The 18,038-nt window shown below is 52.3% G+C and carries 14 protein-coding genes; 10 read left to right on the top strand and 4 right to left on the bottom strand.

Annotated elements, in window-relative coordinates; genetic code table 11:
* Positions 1-203 precede the first annotated feature (203 nt).
* On the bottom strand, positions 204-2,558 hold the full coding sequence (locus tag ACQ4M4_RS22540) for a hypothetical protein (RefSeq protein WP_430686720.1): 2,355 nt from the start codon (positions 2,556-2,558) through the stop codon (positions 204-206).
* A gap of 526 nt (positions 2,559-3,084) precedes the next feature.
* Here ACQ4M4_RS22540 and ACQ4M4_RS22535 point away from each other — a divergent pair.
* From ACQ4M4_RS22535 to ACQ4M4_RS22520, 4 genes are all read left to right on the top strand, one after another.
* Positions 3,085-3,291, top strand: a complete 207-nt coding sequence (locus ACQ4M4_RS22535) for a hypothetical protein (protein WP_430686719.1) — start codon at positions 3,085-3,087, stop codon at positions 3,289-3,291.
* Positions 3,292-3,368: 77 nt separating this feature from the next.
* Positions 3,369-3,827, top strand: a complete 459-nt coding sequence (locus ACQ4M4_RS22530) for a VOC family protein (protein WP_430686718.1) — start codon at positions 3,369-3,371, stop codon at positions 3,825-3,827.
* 3 nt (positions 3,828-3,830) lie between these two features.
* Positions 3,831-4,214 carry a DUF423 domain-containing protein gene (locus ACQ4M4_RS22525; RefSeq protein WP_430686717.1) on the top strand — a complete coding sequence of 128 codons (384 nt, stop codon included), beginning with the start codon at positions 3,831-3,833 and terminating at the stop codon, positions 4,212-4,214.
* A 142-nt stretch (positions 4,215-4,356) separates the two neighbouring features.
* Entirely contained in the window at positions 4,357-4,968 is a 612-nt protein-coding gene (locus ACQ4M4_RS22520; RefSeq protein WP_430686716.1) for a hypothetical protein, read from the top strand.
* A gap of 99 nt (positions 4,969-5,067) precedes the next feature.
* Here ACQ4M4_RS22520 and ACQ4M4_RS22515 read toward each other — a convergent pair whose 3' ends face one another.
* The gene (locus ACQ4M4_RS22515) at positions 5,068-8,472 is read right to left on the bottom strand and encodes a hypothetical protein (RefSeq protein ID WP_430686715.1); all 3,405 of its coding nucleotides are present in this window, start codon (positions 8,470-8,472) and stop codon (positions 5,068-5,070) included.
* 103 nt (positions 8,473-8,575) lie between these two features.
* On the opposite strand from ACQ4M4_RS22515, the gene ACQ4M4_RS22510 reads away from it, so the two are divergent.
* On the top strand, positions 8,576-8,701 hold the full coding sequence (locus ACQ4M4_RS22510; RefSeq protein ID WP_430686714.1) for a hypothetical protein: 126 nt from the start codon (positions 8,576-8,578) through the stop codon (positions 8,699-8,701).
* Positions 8,702-9,350: 649 nt separating this feature from the next.
* Here the strand turns inward: ACQ4M4_RS22510 and ACQ4M4_RS22505 are convergent.
* Positions 9,351-10,109 carry a hypothetical protein gene (locus ACQ4M4_RS22505; RefSeq protein ID WP_430686713.1) on the bottom strand — a complete coding sequence of 253 codons (759 nt, stop codon included), beginning with the start codon at positions 10,107-10,109 and terminating at the stop codon, positions 9,351-9,353.
* 247 nt (positions 10,110-10,356) lie between these two features.
* Here ACQ4M4_RS22505 and ACQ4M4_RS22500 point away from each other — a divergent pair, with 247 nt between their 5' ends.
* Entirely contained in the window at positions 10,357-11,502 is a 1,146-nt protein-coding gene (locus tag ACQ4M4_RS22500) for a succinylglutamate desuccinylase/aspartoacylase family protein (protein ID WP_430686712.1), read from the top strand.
* A gap of 462 nt (positions 11,503-11,964) precedes the next feature.
* Here the strand turns inward: ACQ4M4_RS22500 and ACQ4M4_RS22495 are convergent, their stop codons facing one another.
* Entirely contained in the window at positions 11,965-12,657 is a 693-nt protein-coding gene (locus tag ACQ4M4_RS22495; protein ID WP_430686711.1) for a response regulator, read from the bottom strand.
* 575 nt (positions 12,658-13,232) lie between these two features.
* Between ACQ4M4_RS22495 and ACQ4M4_RS22490 the strand changes: the two genes are divergently transcribed.
* The 4 genes from ACQ4M4_RS22490 (at position 13,233) to ACQ4M4_RS22475 (ending at position 18,034) form a co-directional block, all read left to right on the top strand.
* Entirely contained in the window at positions 13,233-14,159 is a 927-nt protein-coding gene (locus tag ACQ4M4_RS22490; protein ID WP_430686710.1) for a hypothetical protein, read from the top strand.
* Positions 14,160-14,172: 13 nt separating this feature from the next.
* A complete protein-coding gene (locus ACQ4M4_RS22485; protein ID WP_430686709.1) occupies positions 14,173-15,042 on the top strand; it encodes a formylglycine-generating enzyme family protein in 870 nt (289 codons plus the stop codon).
* A 318-nt stretch (positions 15,043-15,360) separates the two neighbouring features.
* Positions 15,361-15,960, top strand: a complete 600-nt coding sequence (locus ACQ4M4_RS22480) for a glyoxalase-like domain protein (RefSeq protein ID WP_430686708.1) — start codon at positions 15,361-15,363, stop codon at positions 15,958-15,960.
* 355 nt (positions 15,961-16,315) lie between these two features.
* Positions 16,316-18,034: an ABC-F family ATP-binding cassette domain-containing protein gene (locus ACQ4M4_RS22475; RefSeq protein WP_430686707.1), complete on the top strand. Its 1,719-nt coding sequence runs from the start codon at positions 16,316-16,318 to the stop codon at positions 18,032-18,034.
* Positions 18,035-18,038: the final 4 nt, after the last annotated feature.

Below are 18,038 nucleotides of genomic sequence, written 5' to 3'. Positions count from 1 at the left end.
GGAAATGGTGCGATGCACCATTTCCACAACAAACAACCACACGTCTAGAACATTACCCGATTTCTATGTTGGCAACTTTCGCTCACGCATCCAATTTATCTTTCATCCGCGATATATGCTGCTCATCACTGCCGCATCGATGCAGTGAGCTAAATTTGGGATGAACACAGCGCACCCCAAATCCATCTCCCAAACCCACAGGTTTACCGTTCGCGTAGCCCCTGGTTATCGAGCAGGAATTGGGCTTCGGCAGCGCGATCGCCCGTGGGGTATTGCTGCACAATCTGTTGCAGGTAGGCCACATCACCACTCATGGCATAGCGAGAAAACAGCAGATCATCGACATATTGGCTTTGGGGGGCATCTTGCTTAAAGGTGGCGATCGCCCGATCTACATAGGCCACATAATCCTGCTCTAGCTGGTTGTATCGAGCATCCCATTCTTCATAAGACTCGATAGTGCCCGATTGCGGTGATAGGCGATTGGTCATGCTGGGCAGTGGGTGAATGCGCATCGTTTCACCCAGAGGATGGTTTTCCCATTGCCAAATTGCTGTCGATGCAATCATAAAAATGGCCTTCTCGCGCAACTTCGAATCCAGCTCAGTCTCCATCAGCACCGATTGATAGAGCTGAAGGGCGATCGCATTTTGGCTAGCAGCACTGTAAGCCTTGTGCACCGTCTCGGCTCCCCGCAGTGCCTCATTGCACGTCCAATACACCTCGCAGTAGTAAGTATCCCAATCACCCGTGGGCAAAAAGTAGGTGCGGCCCTCATTCCAAACAGGCAGATAGCCATTCTTCCATCCACCCCGATCGGCCCAGTTGGAGGCAATGGCGTATTGGCTTTCGGGCGTGTTTTCTTGCTGCAAGTTGCGCAGCGTTTGCCAGCGTTGGCGCTGTTCGGTCAGCAGGGTTTGCATCTCTTGTTGCATGGTTTCCCGATACTCGCTGCCACCCAGCCAGGGAAACGTACGGTAGTACCCATCCAAAACGCTGGCATCCATGCGGGTCATATCCAGCTCGCGGCTGGTAGCCAGGGCATCTTCGTAGCGCTGGTCGCGGGCATAGTGCACCGCCAGCGCATAGCGCAGCAAGGGTTCAATCGCCTGCCCCTGATGCGCATCGGCCACCGATTCCAACTGGGGAATGGTAAGGCCCACATCCAGGAGCGATCGCACATGTCCCCAGGCGAGATAGGCAGCATCGCGATCGCCCGATGGCTGAGTCAGCAGCTCAATCCATAGGCGAGTAGCCGCTTCAAGATTGTTAGTATCTTGCTGGGCACGTGCCACAAAGTACGTCGCATCATCCACACCGGGATGGTCGGGATAGTTACGCAGCCAGGTTTGCCAATCGGCCAAGCGTTGCTCGGGGGTTTTGGCTTCCAGTTCGGCGCGCAGCGCATCGGAACGAGGCTCGCCACCAAAGTAGGAATGGCCGCGCAGGTCGCCGTACTCCTTAGCTCCACGAGCAAAGCGTGAGTCGGGATATTTCTCCACCATCCCCAGCAGCAGATAGTAGGCATGGGTGGCGCGATCCATGCCCTCGGGTTGCCACACAAAGTCGGCTTCGTAGCTGGCCCAGCGACTCAGCGGATGCAGCTTGGTCAGGTCGTCATTGAGGATGGCTTGCAGGGCGCGGCTCCCTTCGGGGTCGTTATGGCGGTCTAATTCGGCGATCGCCCACATTTGGTCTTCTACAGTGCCAAAGTCGTCGGAAAAGGCCAGTTCGGTAAGCAAAGCCTTGCCCACAGGCGAAATAGATCCCGCCGGAACCGCCCCTAGAATTTTCACCAGTAGATAACTCTGCTGCTCTGGATTCAAGTCGGTGTAGAACCGCAGCGCCGCCTCAATATCACGCTCCGACGGAGATGGCATCGCGTCAAAATTGCCCCAGGATTCCAATGGGGTTGGGTCAACAGCGGGCGGTTCGGGCCACGCATCTGCGTACCAGTTCTCATCGGGGAACAGGCTTTGCAGAAAACCAAGCTGAAAGGAATTGTAGTAGGCATCGCTGGCTTCTTTGGGCGGCAGGTTGGCACGGGCAATATCCACCAGGCGATCGCGCACTTCCGCATCATCCAGCCCAAACTCCGCCTGCCAATCGGGTGCATCACCTCCCATCCCATAAGGGTCAATCAAGGTGTCAACGTTGCTCGTAATGAGATAAAAATCTGCACGGCTATCGGGCTGTTGCAACTGCTGTTCTAGCCACAGGGTGGTGTAGGGCTTGCCCAGAGCACGAATGCCCACCACACCGTACACTTGCCGCGTGGGGTCGTTGGAGCGTGCATAGTAAGACAACAGCGGAAACGCTTTGGGGCCGTATTCTTCCCAAACGGGGTTATCCAGCTGATTGTTGCCCCATTTCAAAATCATGATGTCGCGCTGTACCGATCGCAACATAGGCTGCCACGCTGGGTCAAACCGCAGGCGATCGCGCGTTTCTTCATCAATTTCCAACTCCACAAGCTCTTGAGGCGACATGCTTTCGGCTTGTTGGCTGGCTTCTTGGGGCGAGGGAAGCGATCGCACCGCATCAGAAGTACAGCCCATTGCAATCAAAACACTGAACAGACTTAGCGCTGTAAAAACATTTGTAAGGGACGCTCGTTTGATTGGCCATTGAAAGTTTGCGAGGTGCATCAATGGCTTATATTGAAAACCTGCCATAACCCATCCTAAATGAACAAAAAATATCAGCCCCACCAAAAATGCCTAGAGGGTAGGCGGGTGAGGCTGGAGACGCAGTTAGGAGGTATCTTGTTCACTAACAATACGCGCAAAAACCTAAAATGACCCCGCTCTTAAGGTGTTCTTAAGTTTATGGAAGAAAATCCAAATGAGCCCTTAATCATCTAACTGCATCAAGGTGTTCTACATCAGGTGGTTAATGGTTTCCGGCAAATTTCAGTATCAGTTTTCATTGGAATAATGTAAAAATTCATGTCGAAGTTGGGGTGTTTGTTTGAGTAGTTTTTGCAAACTTTGCAAACATTGTTGCAAATCGTGAATTGGGCGAGGTGTTTGATTGAAGATCAAGCGATTTTTGACAATTACTACGCTGACTTTGGTGGTTGTAATGCTAGTTTTTACGGGGCTGCCTGCAATTTTTGTGGCAGCAAATGTTCCGTCATTTGTGCTGGGAAATGAGTCGCTATGGCTATTGCGCTGGCGCAATGTACAGGGCGGCACATCCATCGAGTTTCATGCTCCCACGGTGGTGGCGATCGCTCTAGTGGTTGGGCTAGTGGGCAGCTTGCGGCAAGGGCGATCGCCGCGCCAGTAGCATCCAGGCTCAGGCCATATTCAGGCCATATTTTCCAGGCCATACTTTAAAAAGAAACAGAACATGAGGCAACGGCGTTGAATCGCACCCCAAACATTAATCCAGACAGCAATCTAGACAGCAACAGCAACCTGCATTGCAAAACAGTATTTGTGGCGCTGGCCTGTGGGCAGTTAGAGCGCATGGCCCAGTTTTACGGGCAGGTGTTTGGGCTAGAGCCTGCGGTGCAGTTGCCGGGTGTGTATGCCGAGTTTCGGCTACCGGGGTTGCGGCTGGGATTGTTTAAGCCGGGGGCACACAATCCCGAATTTGCGGGACTGGGCGATCGCCCAGCAGGGGCGATGAGCCTGTGTGTCGAGGTGCGGAATTTGGAAGCCGCGATGGCAGCGATCGCAGCGGCGTATCAGCAGCTTCAGCCAAATGCGACCGTGCCGACACCCATGGGCAATTTGGTAGAAGCCTCGCATGGACGCGAGGTTTATGCCTACGATCCAGAAGGAAACCGGATCATTTTGCATGAAGGAAAGGAGCCGTAGGGGATGGTGTGGGCACGGGTGTTGATGGCGATCGCAGCGGTATTTGGCGGCATTTCGGTTGCAGCGGGGGCATTTGGTGCCCATGCCTTGCAGTCAAAACTGAGCGATCGCGCCCTGGAAATTTTTGAAACGGGCACGCGCTATCAGATGTATCATGCGCTGGCGCTACTGCTGGTAGGTTTGTTGCTGACTCGTGCCGAAGCGGGCCAGGGCTTACTCATTGCTTCAGGAATTGGCTTTATTGCAGGAACCCTGGTTTTCTCTGGCAGCCTGTATGCCCTCAGCCTGAGCGGCATTAAATGGCTGGGCGCAATTACCCCACTCGGCGGAGTGGGCTTTCTTGTGGGCTGGGGATGCTTGGCGATCGCCACCTTGCGCTTCAAATAGCTTCATCGCCAATCCAGCGAAAAAGATAGAGAATTGAGCCATCTGCCATATTCCGCTCAAAAGACCTTCGCCGGAAAGATGATAAATTTGCCCGTCGTGGGTAACCTTATTTCAGTTCTCCTGCCGCTCCTCCAAGTTGCTTATGCGTTCTACTCCACGGTTTTTATCGGTTGTTTTGTTGGCAGCTCTGTCCTCTGCCGTTGGTCTGCCCGCTGTGGCGCAAGTTCCCGAAACTGCGGTGCTGTATCAGTCATTCCTTCAGGCGGTTTGCACCCAAAATTGGGGAACCGCTTTGCAGCGGATTGATTCGCTCATTGCCTCAAATCAGGTTCCGGCAACCTATCGCACGCGCCTACAAAGCTACCGAGGAGTGCTGTCAGGTTACCGCTCATCCAACGCTCGGTTTTTAAGGGTGGCAGGATGTGCCGATTCACAAGCCTCATCCGATGACGGCTCAGGGGTGGCCATTCCCGCTACGCCTGCCGTTGCAATACCCGCAGCTGATTCCACGACGCCCACCGCCATAACCTCCACCGGTGAGATTGTTCCCGTAGCACCCGCTGCTACAGGGACGACCCCACCCGCCAATGTTCGTCGTCCTGTCACTCGATCGGGCAATCGCACCCAGTTTCAATACGGCGAAGTGGTGGGTGGCGCAAATTGGGATCGGGCGGTGCGTGTCATCAATATTTTTGGGCCAAATAGCTGGAGCGGGCAGGTTACCAATCAGGGCACAAGTACTCAAAATCCGTAAGCTCCAAATCTAAGCTCCTTGACACCATCAAAACCCAGACCCTAAAACTCTGTGCCGCCCGCACAGCGGGCGGCACAGAGTTTTAGGGTCTTATAAGAGTTACATGGGCGATCGCCCTGTGGTGTTTTCCAGTAGAGCGGCAAAGAGCTGCTTGAGTAAGCGATCGCGCTGCGGCTGAACGTCATCTACCCCCGTGCTGTAGCGAGCAATTGCCATTTCTGCTGTCAAAATTTGATGAGCTTGGCTGAGGTATGCCGACAAGTGGCCATTGTAGCGATGCTGACGAGCAATTAAAGCACGCATGAGAGGAGTGAGGCGATTGCCACTGTGCAGCGCTTGCAGCAGTTGAGTGGCCTGGGTCGCCAAAGTTTCTCGATTGCTAGGAGCCGTGCTGTACAGCCGCAAAACCAAACAGGCTGCGGCAAACACTTTGCCCAAGTCGGCAATTTCGGTCACCCGCCGGGGATACAAATCGCGCACCGACTCCACATCCTGCGAGGTATACTCATGGGATTGCTGCTGCGGCCTGAGCGATCGCGTAATTCGGAGAATGCGCTCTGCTCCATCGGTGCTTCGGTGAATTTCGCCACCTTCCTCTGCGATCGCCCAGGCCATATTCAGCAACCGCATTGCCTGAGTGAGCTTCGTTTCCCAATGAATTGGATGAGATGGGCGATCGGCCTTTTCGAACTCCGCTGTCGTTTGGCTGCACAGCAAATACATGCCCCGAGCAAAAAACAAATAGCAGGCATTGGCCCCAAACAAATAAATCGTCTGTGCCGGATGGTGAGGCGACATCTTGGGCAAATCGCCAGGGCTCACCCCCAACAAGTCCATATCCAGCACCAACATATCGGCATTGGCCTGTCCCAACTGGATGTATTCCGCTCCCCGTGCCTCGTAAATCGCGGGAATTTTTTGAATCCGGTAAGGCCCAAAATCGTCGCTTTGGCGGGGCAACCCACTCTTTTCTTTAATTTGGTAATAGCATTGTCGTCCGGTTTCGGCATAGCTTACAAGGGCATGGTCGCGGAGTTGCTTGGCCCACTTCAAGCATTCCAACCTCGACAACTGGGCTTCTCGTCCGGCAATCGGCAGCGTTAAATCCTCGTCGGCATTGGCAAACGCCGCCATTAAATGCGCCCAACATTGCATCGCGGCGTAGCAGGCATAGCTTTCGCTATCGCCATCGGCTGCGGCATACAAACGTGCCTTTTCAAGCAAATACAGCCGACCGCCATAGATGGATGCGTTGGTGCGAGGCACCACATTCATGCGATCGCTAGGCAATGAGGCATCGGGAGCCACGTATTTGGGAAAGAACAGCAACAGCTTGGCCCGCAAAAAGGCAATGCGGGCCAGCAGTGCATAGTGGGGATGAAACGTTCCCTGCGAGACTTCATTGAGCAACACATACTTGCACAGGCGAATGCCCACTTGCTTGCGCGCTTGCTCTAGGGTGCGCCATGCTCGCTGAATCAAGCCCTCTCGGTTAATGTCGGCTTGGCAGTCTTTGGGCAAATAGGCAGGGTCGGGGTCTTCGGTGTCGTACAGATAATAGTAATGGGCCTGACACAGCAGATAGCGTACAATCATCGAGCCCGAAAACACCTCAGCCATGGAGCCGTTTTGTTGCGAGGCCGGGTCAACCGACTCTAGGCCCTGTTGCTTGAGCCCATCTAACACTTGCAATCGCTTGAGGTAACGCCATGCAGGACGATAGTAGCCCTCATCCAGCAGCACCTCAATCATGGATAGGTAGGCTTCGAAATAGATGTACGAATCGGTTTTGGTGAGGGGGCGATCGCCCACATTGGGCTGCAAAATTTCGCGCTCAATCGTGCCCACCATTGCCAACGAGGAAAAGGGATAACCCGTGACGTAAGACCAGCCATCTTGCAGCGCCATCATTTGCTCAGTGCGGCGACAAAACTGCTGCACATACTGTTTGGGGTCCACGCCACTATTACGAATGGCCTGCAACCTGGCGTGGAGCGCAGCCTGGGCCTGAGCCAGCAAAAAGTCGAAGCCACAATAATCGCCCTGTCCGGTGGGGTTGCCAAAGGCAAACTCTTCGTAAAACCGCATTTGATCCATGTTGCACAGCTGCAAGGCTTGCCCTACGGTGACCTTGTGGCACAGCTTCACCAAACTGTGCGCCCAAACGGGCGACGATACATTATCTCGAATAATTTGCTGAGTCGAGGTGACATCGTGGGCGATCGCAAAAAAGTGCCTCAGAGATGGCAAATCCGCCAGCAGCGCCACATTGATCACCTTAATCACATGGGAAAGCGTGCCGCCAATTCCAGTACTGCTCAGGGAAAAATCAACCCGCCGCCCATCCTCACTAGACAACCGCTCAAATACCCGCTTGATGGAGGGCTTGTAGCCTTCGGGCACCTTAATGTAAAACTCCGCCACCACCCGCGACGCTTCCTGCGAAGCCAGCTCGTAATCTCCGGGTTTTGGCAAATGGCGTGGATCACGCGGATCTGGGCGCGATGCCCCATTCTCGCGATCGTGTTGCTGTTGCTCCAACCGTCGCAGGGCAGGGTGCAGCATCGCAGGATAGGGGCCATCTCCTGGCAATACACCCAATTCGCGATCGGCAAAGGGTAATGGCCCACAGGCTTCAATGGTGATGCGCTTGAGGTACACCGGAAACTGATCAGTCAGCCGCTCATTGGCAACCACCGTCCGCGCCAGCTTCATCACAAACGCCGGTTGCAAATAGTGCTGCACATAAGAATCCACCATAGCCCGACTGTTCACCAGGCTTTGATGATTGCCGCTACGGGCTAGCAACCGTCGAATTTCGCGCTGAGCTTTTTGCGTTAACTCGCGTACCGTCTCATCTCGACTACTCACAGAGGGCTCATTGCCCCGCCGCCAACCGGGCCGTGATGGCAGGTAGCTCAAGGCTTGTTGCACCGTAGTGGCAATGAGCTGATCCACCTGATCAATGTTGTGTAAGGCAGGCTCACTATCTGCAAAGTCTAAGCCTACCGCCGATTTATAAACCCGAAAAATCATGTCGTAATTGTGCTGCTGGCCTGAAGTTTGCAGCACAAGTAACGCTTGTTGCAGCAGTGTCATGCCGTCTCCGGCAGGCAATCCCAGCTCACGCCGCTCCAGGGGCGTCAGTTCAATCAGCTTGTATAGCACCGTCAAAATATCTTCTTGCGTGAGAACCCGCGTATAGGGTTCTTTGTGCTTCATGTAGTCTGCTTTAAGGCTGTGGTTGAGCTGCACCAACATATCGACCACGTCGCCTGTGGTGACATTGCCAAACCGAGGAATGTCTGCCTGATCGAGTGGGGTACTTCCGTCATATTCCAAAATGCGCCCCACAATTCTGCGCAAATTTGACTTGTTCAATCGGCCTTCAATGGCCAATTTGCTGGGTTCGCCGTTGGCTTTATAGGCGATCGCAAGACATTTGCACAAGTAATGGTAGAGCTGGTAGATGCGCTGATGATCGGCAGAACTGGAATGGGTCATTGCGAAGGCGGGCTAAATTTTGTCCGAACTTTTGGCAGGTGAAAACCGTTGGGGCAACCGTCCGATGCTGCATAGATCCCATATTTTCCAAACAAATTGGGTTATGCAGTACACATTAGGGACAAAAAGTATTTTGGGATACAAAAAGGTTGGCTGGTTTTTACCAATAGGAACGGGCGATCGCCAACCCAATCCTGCCACACCTATCCTCTACAACGCCTGTGCATAACACTTTATCCATATCAAGATATGACCATGTGAGTTCTTGAGTCTGGTGTTCAGTTCATCATTACTCAGTTTCAGTCAAAGCGCTGTTCGCTTATTGCATCATTACTCACAGCAATATAGCGAGCATTCGTCACCGACTATCGTGATTGCTTGCCCCCAGTTAGTCGCTCGATTCACCCATCTTCAGGAGAAAGGTCGCTATGGTATCCCAACTCGATTCGTTTCATCCTCAGCATCCTCATCATCTTGCCTGTCCTAACTGCGGTCAACGAAGCGTTGTGCTCCATGGTGAAAGCCGTTATATCTGCATCAATTGCGGATGGTTTCGTGATGTGACGGAAGATCTTTCTCAGTTTCCGTTTCTCCCGATTGTTCTCACGATCCTAATGATCATTGCGTTGCTGTAGGGATGGCGGTGATGTCTATTTACCAGTCATTGGCCTGATGAATCATTTTCAGGAATTTCAACTTTAGGAAACGCCAGTTCTAGATCAGCCAAAGCACCCATGTTTGCAGCGCAACGCCCATACAAATATGGGCCTGCCGCAGGAGTGCGTGGTGTCACCCCTGCGGCAGGCCCTGAACCCAATCTGGCGTGAGGCCATGTTGCCTTCGCTCACTTGGGTTGCGAATCAAGAAAGGTTTGACGCTTAAAACGGCCAAATATTGATGCGGTTGCTGGTAACTGGGCTGCGCTCGTAGTGCACAATTTGGGCGTTGCTGCTGTTGATGCGCACACTAAAGCTATCGCGATCAAGCACACCTCGAATCACCCAAGTGCGATCGCCCCAGTCATGAATTTGAGAAATATTGCTAATGCGAATGATATTGGAATAGGGATGAATTCCCACTTCACATCCAATAAATTCCCGCGCGATTGATTCGGCATCCCGACTGTTGCGAATGCCCGAATGGGTTTGAAACGCGACATAGCAGTTGCTGCTACGGCTACGGTATTCATCACGATCGTTGTAGCGATAGTTCCAGTCGTTTTCCCATGTATTGTTACGGCGGCTGTTGGGATGGGTGTCGCGATAGATAATGCGATTGCGGCTTGGATGGCTGGATGGACGGCGATCGCGATCGCGCTCTGAACGATTTTCGCGAAACCATTCCTCACGGGCATCTCGTGGGTCGGAGGTATCATCATCACCACGGCCATTTTCGCGTTCCCACTGTTGCTCTCGTTCCTCGACCCGGCGGCGCTCCCAGTCTTCGTTTCCCCACTCTTGGGCCACCTGCACCGCATCAGACGATGCAGAGCCCAATCCACTGGAGACCTCAGCCGTGACAGCACTAGGGCCAACTGTACTTACCATCGTTCCAGCGGCGATCGCAGCAGGGGCCGAAATGAATAAACCTCCGATTGCACCCAACATCGTCAACCGTATTGACAATACGCTGCTCATGAGTCTTCTCCTCAACAGGGCAACTAAATCTTTGCAAACTGTGCTCTGAAAACTGTGCTCTTGAAAACTATGCAATACCTGGCCATTGCAGTTAATCGAACACTATGACAAAAAAGCCATCATTGCATCGCCTTGATGGGCGAATACCATACACTATCTAACAAACTTCTTGACGAACTTCTGTGGAAGCAGTTCCCAGAGTTTACAAATGTTTGGCGTGATCAATGAATCTGAACATGGACCTATTGTGATACCTAAGATTGAAACGATTCCGTTGCAAACTCTAGCTTCGGGCGATCGCCTCTCTCTTCAGATCTACAAGTTTGTTGGGGCACACCCGGGTAAAAAAGCATACATTCAGGCTAACTTGCACGGAGCCGAGCTGGCTGGCAATGCCGTGGCTTATGAGCTAATGCAAGCCTTGTCTGCGTTGGAGCCTACCCAGTTGGCTGGGGAAATTTGGCTGGTGCCCGTGTGCAATCCCATTGGGGTGAATGGGCGATCGCATCATTTCTCATCGGGACGCTACAACCCGTACGACGGCTACGACTGGAACCGCATCTTTTGGGATTACGAGATGGAAGTTGGCGAGATTTTGGCCTTTGCCAAAGCTCGACTGCACCACCCTCCAGCTGAAATTCAGCACGCCTTTCGCCACCAAATCCAAACGGCCTTTGCCGCACTAGAGACCGAGATTACGGGTGACATGGGAGCCCCATTTCGAGAAAAGTATCGCTATTTGCTCCAATCCTTTGCCATTGATGCAGACTACGTGATTGACTTACACACCTCTTCAGACTTGGGTGTGCCTTATGTGTATTTCTTTCGCGATCGCCAAGCCAGTGCGCTGCTGTTCCAACTCGAATTAGGGATTTTGCTGGATCAGTATGATGGCAACGCCTTTGATGAGTCTTTCATCAAGCCCTGGTTAGCGCTGGAGTCGGCCTATGCAACGTTGGGTTGTCCCCTGCGGTTTGAGGTGGAAGCATGGACGTTTGAGATTGGGTCTGCCATGCAGCTAAACGCAGAGGCGATCGCGCAAGCTCGGCAGGGCATTTGGAATTACTTCACGGCCAAGCAGATGATTCGTCAGTCGGGTTGTGAGCAGTCAGGCCACAAGCTACCGAGTCACCCCATGCGGCTCATCTCGCGGGAACAGATGCATCGCTACTATGCACCAACAGGCGGGTTTGTGCAATCACGCTTGCAACTGGGCGATCGCGTGCAGCCCCAACAGGTGATCTATCAACTCCTGGTCTTTAACAAAGACGGAGAAATGCCACAGGTGGTCGAGGTGCGATCGCAACATTCAGGCTTTGTGTTCGACACATCTATAAACCACAGTGTGAACGAAGGCGAGTATGTATTAGGAATTGTGGAGGACGATCGCTGAGCAAATGTTTATGTTGCGTAACAATCGTCCTCAGAATTCTGAGAAAGGGTTAAGGCATGTTTGCTGTTTGGGTCGCCATCAGCATCAATACGCCAAAAGATGACACTGCCATCAGCAGTGCGAATGTGACCGATCGCCCAAGATGATTCACTGCTTTCATTGTGTAATCTCCGTTACCCAATTTGATTGAATCTGAGAATAACAGCACATTAAGGCTCAAAACGAACTGTTACCATATCGCAACGAAACGACATATCACTTCACTTAGGCAGGTGTAACCACTCAGCACAGAAGCCTCCCTACAGAAACGCAGCAAAGAAGCTCAGCAAAAAACAGGGGCGATCGCCCCTGTTTCTCATCCGCATTTGCCGTCTGGATGAGCGATCGCGCTATCAATGCATCCAGCCAATTCAACAGCAGTTGCGCAGGTCTTGCTCAATCATTTCAATCATCATCAAGCAACTACTTGGCCAAGCCATGTTCCAGCGCATAGCGCACCAGTTCAGTGCGGCTGTTGGTTCCTGTTTTAATAAACAATCGACTTACATACTTTTCAACGTTGCGTACGCTCGTTTCTAACCGTCGCGCAATTTCTTTATTCATCAACCCTTCCACCACCAAATCCAACACGCTTTGTTCACGCGGCGTAAAGTCGATTTTAATGGGCGACGGGGTTTGGGTGACTCCGCCGCGCTGAGTCAGCATGGCTTTGATCTGGGCAATCTGCTCCCGAATTTCTGAAATCTCGGAGCGATCGCCATCACTCGCCGCCTTACTCAAGGCAGTGCGCCGTTCCAGCAACGTTGTCACGATCGCCACCAACTCTTCTGGATCGAACGGTTTGGGCAAATAGGCGTCGCAACCAGCCTGATAGCCTTGGATGCGATCGGCTGTCATACCCCGAGCAGTCAAAAACACCACGGGCAACGTTTCAAACCGTGGGTCTTCGCGCAACTGCTGCAAAAACTGGTACCCATCCACCTGGGGCATCATAATGTCGGAGATGACCAAATCGGGCATGGTTTGCTCTAGCTTGCTCCATCCCTCGTTGGCATTGGCCGCAGCCTGAACGGTGAATCCGCTGTCTTCTAAATAAGCCTGGACAGCCTGCCGCAAACCCGGCTCATCATCCACCAACAAAATTTGCCCGCTCATCCTTACAGTTCTCCAAATCCATGACTTCCATGATGCCTAAGGAAAGGGCACTCAGTGCATCCGTTGCCTTCAAAATATAGCAAAAGGCTGAGAAATCGAGGCATCCAGCACACTAGGGCGCGTCATTAACTCAAAGTGATATCCTTGCACACTCAGGGCATCATGCCCGCTGTTGTGAACGGGCTAGGGCCTTTTTCGGCTGGTGCATTAAGATTTCAGCTTGATTAGATGACAATCCCTAGAGCTGTACACAGTTGGCCATAAACCTCACATCACCGCTCTACATTTTTCCCACGATGCATCATGAAAGACGGTAGCGGTGCATAGTAACGGGAGCCAGCATGCAAACTTGCCTAAATCTGTGATGCGCTTGGCTCACCGTTTATCGCCAGTACGCTGTTTGTTACCCACTGCTAAGGAGCTTACAAGCAAGGGCTGTCCAGCAGCGGCATCAAGCAGTGGGTCAAGAACCTTGTATATGGCTTTGTAAGGGTGATTAATACAAAGCAATATGCTGCTTCTCTTCGGCTTTGTACCTGTGCTCCCTCCTCTGTCAACACGCCCTCCTAACGCTGATGTCTATCCCTGAAACCACACCTTTTACACCTGAGCAACGACGAGCGTTACTCGATGAATTCTTTTTACTCTATAAACGATACACGGATGGCTGGACGCTCATGTCAGAGATGCGTGCTCAGTATCCACTTGAAGATGAGGCGGCATTTAATGCATTGGCAGAAGCGTCTCGCGCAAGCGATGCACGGATGAAAGAAATCGTTCAAATCTACAAGAATCAAGTTCCCGTTGTTCCCCTGAGTCGCTGCCCTTTTTGTCAAGCGATTAACTACCACTCCTTTGATTTCTATGACCTGGATGGACTGTGGTGGGCAACTGGAGCGCACGACTGGCGTAGAATCGTTGAGAGCAATGTCTATCGACCTCGCGAGCGCCATCGGTTGTGTCCCCACTTTTGGTCGCTCTCAGGAGCCGTCGCTTTGCGAGGAGAACCCTCTTCATCACCGTTAAGCGTTAGCCCTGGGCCTGAAGTGCCATTTGTTTTTACTCATACACTCAACTTCCCTGCCATCAAGGTGGTGATTTCGCAGTTCAACGTCGGATCTCATATCGCTTATCCCCTCGTCTACTTCAGCGAGGTCAAGCCTGTTCCCTGGGATGATGTTAGACCCCAGTTCAAAGAATGGTCCAATACCATTGCCATCACGTTTGATGAAAAGGATGGTAGCCCAAACCCCAACCTAGAGAACATTGAATACCCAATGGTCTACTTAAATTATCCCCCCTATGATCGAGCCGCTGATGATTTTGATTTAGCTCCCTGGATCAAGCAGGGGCGTGTTTTGTGGATTGCCCCTGGCGACGAAACATTAACCCTCAAGCAACAGGTCGAGGGCTGTCCCTATTTAGACTTGCCGGGTCGTCGGGACAGAGTGCAAGTTCTCAATGGTCAGATATACCCCGCAACAAGCCCTCGTAAAATTTGATCACTTCCCACCCATGCCAAAATTTCCCTTCCAACGGCAAAAACAACCAACTCAGTCTTTCATCGAAGACCTGGGCAACGGACTCGGACTGGAAATGATTCAGATTCCCACAGGCACCTTCCTGATGGGTTCTCCAGAAGGTGAACTAAAACGGCATGATAACGAAGGGCCACAGCATTCTGTGACCGTTCCTCCGTTTCTTATGGGGCGCTATCCTGTCACTCAGGAGCAATGGCGAGCGATCGCCCGCTTGCCTGTCGTGAATCGAGCGATCAAGCCAGACCCTTCCAGCTTTAAAGGCGTTGGCGAAGCCTCTTGGGCCAAGAATCGCCATCCGGTAAATCAAGTGAGTTGGTATCACGCAGTGGAATGGTGCGATCGCCTCTCTCGTTACACGAAACGGACTTACCGACTCCCCACTGAGGCCGAATGGGAATATGCCTGTCGTGCTGGAACGACAACACCTTTTTATTTTGGAGAAACGATTACTACACAGTTGGCCAATTACCGTGGTACAGACCATCAGAATGGTGCTTGGTCATCTTCAGGTTCTTATGGGAGTGGGCCGAAAGGGGAATACCGCCAAACGACAACGCCAGTGGATCATTTTGGCATTGCCAATGCCTTTGGATTGTGTGAGATGCATGGCAATGTCTTGGAATGGTGTTTGGATCACTGGCATGAGAATTACGAGGGTGCCCCGATCGACGGAACTGCCTGGGTGACAGGGGGAGAAAGCGATTTCAGAGTAAACCGCGGCGGCTGCTGGCACTTTACGCCGAGCGGTTGCCGCTCGGCGTATCGCTGCTATGGCAGTCCCGGTGGTATTCTCCGCTTTGACGGTTTTCGAGTAGTCTGTGAGGTGCCGAAGACCCTTCAATAGCCCTTTGTTTTATTGTCCTACTGCTCTTTGCCGCTATTGGAAATTTTGCTCAAATTTTGCTTTCAGACTCAATCTCTCAATTCACGCTCCAGCCAAGTTGAGATACTTTTGAGACTTGGTTGCTGCGTGTTTTAACTCCAGGTCAACCCTATTGTCGTCCAATGCCCAAGTCCATCCAATACGAGCTGCATCACGTGGTACCCAAGATGCGCTATGTCAATTTTTGATGAACCAAAAGAGATGTTGATAGACTAAAAGTGCTTTCGCTCACCTTTGTTGAGCAAGCCCACGATTGTATCTCTGGTTCATGATTAGCTCATGGTTGTTTTAGAGTTTGGTTCTATGCTGCCAAGCGTGTCTAGCTTGCCTGTATTGTTGGCCTTGCCTTTGGTGGATGGGTTGCTTTCCACTCAGGGAGTCATGGTAATGCTGCTGGTGGCCTATGCCGGGGCTATGTGGATGTTCTTGTCGAGTGCGCCCAAGGTTTACACCGTGATGGTGTCGGATTTGGAGCTGGCTCGCCGGTTTTATGAAGAGGTGCTGGAGTTGGCGGCTGCCGATGTGCCGCTGCACTACTACTACAACTATGAGCAAACACTAGGTTCTGGCGGGCTAGATCCGCTGTACTCGCCCACCTACGGCATGAGCACCCAAACGATGCGATCGGTCAACAACCAGCCCGACGGGTTGTGGTACCAGCTCAAGAAAAATACCCAGCTCCACATTATTACCGGAGCGAGCTTGGGGCAAAAGGATCGACAACGCCATGTATGCTTTGACCACGACTGCATGGAGCTGTTGTTGATGCGGGTGCAGTTGCGCGGTGCTCAGTACAAAATTCGTCGTGATAAGCCGCTCAACTTTTTGGTGAAGGATTGGGATGGCCGAGTGATTGAGATGGCCGAAATTGATAACTAATCGGGCTTGGTGATGTCGATTCTGCAAGAAGTCGGCCTCTGAGGGTAATCCACGCCTCTAGCATTCCGATGAAATAGGGAGCGATCGCCCGCCTTAGAATTCTTCCGAGAAAATCGGGTTAGGCATTCGTACAAATCTTCATTAAGATATTTAGAGATATACAAGCTTCAACATTAACCCTGTGAGTGATCAGTTGATTGCGATCGCCTGTTTTAGCAATGCTGACGGATTGGCACTGTGTCCGTCGTAGCGGCCTCAACGTCTGCTGTGCCGCTTGAGTGCAGCAATTGAAAGGTCAAGGGCTTGTACAGAGCCGGATTCGTGAATGTAAGTATTGTGAAAGCGAGGAAGTGAGATGCTGCGACTGGAGCACATTAGCAAGGTTTACCCCACAGGAGAAGTTCTCAAAGATGTGAACTGGGAGCTCAAACCGGGCGATCGCATTGGGCTTGTGGGGGTGAATGGGGCCGGAAAGTCCACCCAGCTCAAGATTATTGCCGGGGAGATGGAACCCACATCTGGTGAGGTCATTCGTCCTAACAGCCTTCATATTGCCTACCTCACGCAAGAATTTGAAGTAGAGCCAACGCGCACCGTCCGCGAAGAGTTTTGGACGGTGTTTACCGAGGCAAACGAGGCACAGCATCATCTGCATCGTGTGCAAAAGGAGATGGAAACGGCTGATCCTGATGAGCTCGATCGGTTGATCCATGAACTCGATCGCTATCAGCGGCGGTTTGAGTCGCTAGATGGCTATGGGCTGGAAGCTAGAATTGAGAAAATTTTGCCAGAAATGGGCTTTGAGTTAGAGGATGGCGATCGCCTCGTTAGCTCCTTTAGCGGCGGTTGGCAAATGCGCATGAGCTTAGGCAAAATTTTGCTGCAATCGCCCGACATTTTGTTGCTGGACGAGCCGACCAACCATCTCGATTTGGAAACGATTGAGTGGTTAGAAATCTATTTGAGGGGTTTGACCACGCCGATGGTGGTGGTGTCTCACGACCGAGAATTTCTCGATCGCCTGTGCAACCAAATTGTCGAAACTGAGTTTGGAGTATCCACCACCTACCTGGGCAACTATTCCTCCTATTTGGAGCAAAAAGCCCTGAACCGCGAGGCCCAACTCAGCGCCTACGAGCGTCAACAAAAGGAACTGGAAAAGCAGCAAGAGTTTGTCGATCGCTTTCGGGCTAGCGCCACCCGCAGCACCCAGGCCAAGAGCCGAGAAAAGCAACTCTCCAAAATTGAGCGCATCGAAGCTCCGGGTGGGCAGGCGCGGACACTCAAGTTTCAGTTTCCCCCGGCACCCCGCAGCGGTCGCGAAGTGGTGGAAATCAAGGATCTAACTCATGTTTATGACGACAAGATTCTGTACCTGGGTGCAAATTTGCTGGTGGAACGGGGCGATCGCATCGCGTTTCTGGGGCCAAATGGCTGCGGTAAATCCACCCTGTTGCGCATGATCATGGGTATGGAGCCGCCCAGCGAAGGGGCTGTGGAACTGGGCAAGCACAACGTCATTCCCGGCTATTTTGAGCAAAACCAGGCCGAAGCGCTGGATCTCCGCAAAACCGTGATGGACACCATCCACGATGAGGTTCCCGATTGGAAGAATGAGGAAGTGCGCACGCTGTTGGGACGCTTCCTGTTTAGCGGCGAAACGGTGTTAAAGAGAGTAGAGTCCCTGAGCGGTGGCGAAAAAGCTCGTCTTGCCCTGGCCAAAATGCTGCTTCAGCCCGCGAACTTGCTGATTCTGGACGAGCCGACGAACCACCTCGACATTCCCGCCAAGGAAATGTTGGAAGAAGCGCTGCAAGCCTATGACGGCACGGTGCTGATTGTGTCGCACGATCGTTACTTCATCTCCCAGGTCGCTAACAAGATTGTGGAAGTGCGGGATGGCGAACTGCGCCTGTTCCGTGGCGACTACCACTACTATCTCGATAAGGTAGAAGAGGAAAAGCAAAAAGCTGAGGCCGAACGGGTCACAGCAGAGAAGGCTGAAAAAGCCGCTGCCAAAGCTGCCGCCAAGCGCGAAAAAGAAAAAGCGAAGAAGGCTGCAAGCAAGGCTTAATGCT

The sequence above is a fragment of the Leptolyngbya sp. AN02str genome, from assembly GCF_050565595.1.
Classification (GTDB): domain Bacteria; phylum Cyanobacteriota; class Cyanobacteriia; order Elainellales; family Elainellaceae; genus Kaiparowitsia.
The sequence above is the reverse complement of the archived record's forward strand: the minus strand, read 5'-3'. Positions and strand labels throughout refer to the sequence as shown.

What these genes read in the sequence shown, in the direction of transcription:
- ACQ4M4_RS22540 (WP_430686720.1), bottom strand. Translation starts at nt 2,558, where the DNA reads ATGGGCTGTACTTCTGATGCGGTGCGATCGCTTCCCTCGCCCCAAGAA.
- ACQ4M4_RS22535 (WP_430686719.1), top strand. Translation starts at nt 3,085, where the DNA reads ATGCTAGTTTTTACGGGGCTGCCTGCAATTTTTGTGGCAGCAAATGTT.
- ACQ4M4_RS22525 (WP_430686717.1), top strand. Translation starts at nt 3,831, where the DNA reads ATGGTGTGGGCACGGGTGTTGATGGCGATCGCAGCGGTATTTGGCGGC.
- ACQ4M4_RS22520 (WP_430686716.1), top strand. Translation starts at nt 4,357, where the DNA reads ATGCGTTCTACTCCACGGTTTTTATCGGTTGTTTTGTTGGCAGCTCTG.
- ACQ4M4_RS22515 (WP_430686715.1), bottom strand. Translation starts at nt 8,472, where the DNA reads ATGACCCATTCCAGTTCTGCCGATCATCAGCGCATCTACCAGCTCTAC.
- ACQ4M4_RS22510 (WP_430686714.1), top strand. Translation starts at nt 8,576, where the DNA reads ATGCAGTACACATTAGGGACAAAAAGTATTTTGGGATACAAAAAGGTT.
- ACQ4M4_RS22505 (WP_430686713.1), bottom strand. Translation starts at nt 10,109, where the DNA reads ATGAGCAGCGTATTGTCAATACGGTTGACGATGTTGGGTGCAATCGGA.
- ACQ4M4_RS22495 (WP_430686711.1), bottom strand. Translation starts at nt 12,657, where the DNA reads ATGAGCGGGCAAATTTTGTTGGTGGATGATGAGCCGGGTTTGCGGCAG.
- ACQ4M4_RS22490 (WP_430686710.1), top strand. Translation starts at nt 13,233, where the DNA reads ATGTCTATCCCTGAAACCACACCTTTTACACCTGAGCAACGACGAGCG.
- ACQ4M4_RS22485 (WP_430686709.1), top strand. Translation starts at nt 14,173, where the DNA reads ATGCCAAAATTTCCCTTCCAACGGCAAAAACAACCAACTCAGTCTTTC.
- ACQ4M4_RS22480 (WP_430686708.1), top strand. Translation starts at nt 15,361, where the DNA reads ATGGTTGTTTTAGAGTTTGGTTCTATGCTGCCAAGCGTGTCTAGCTTG.
- ACQ4M4_RS22475 (WP_430686707.1), top strand. Translation starts at nt 16,316, where the DNA reads ATGCTGCGACTGGAGCACATTAGCAAGGTTTACCCCACAGGAGAAGTT.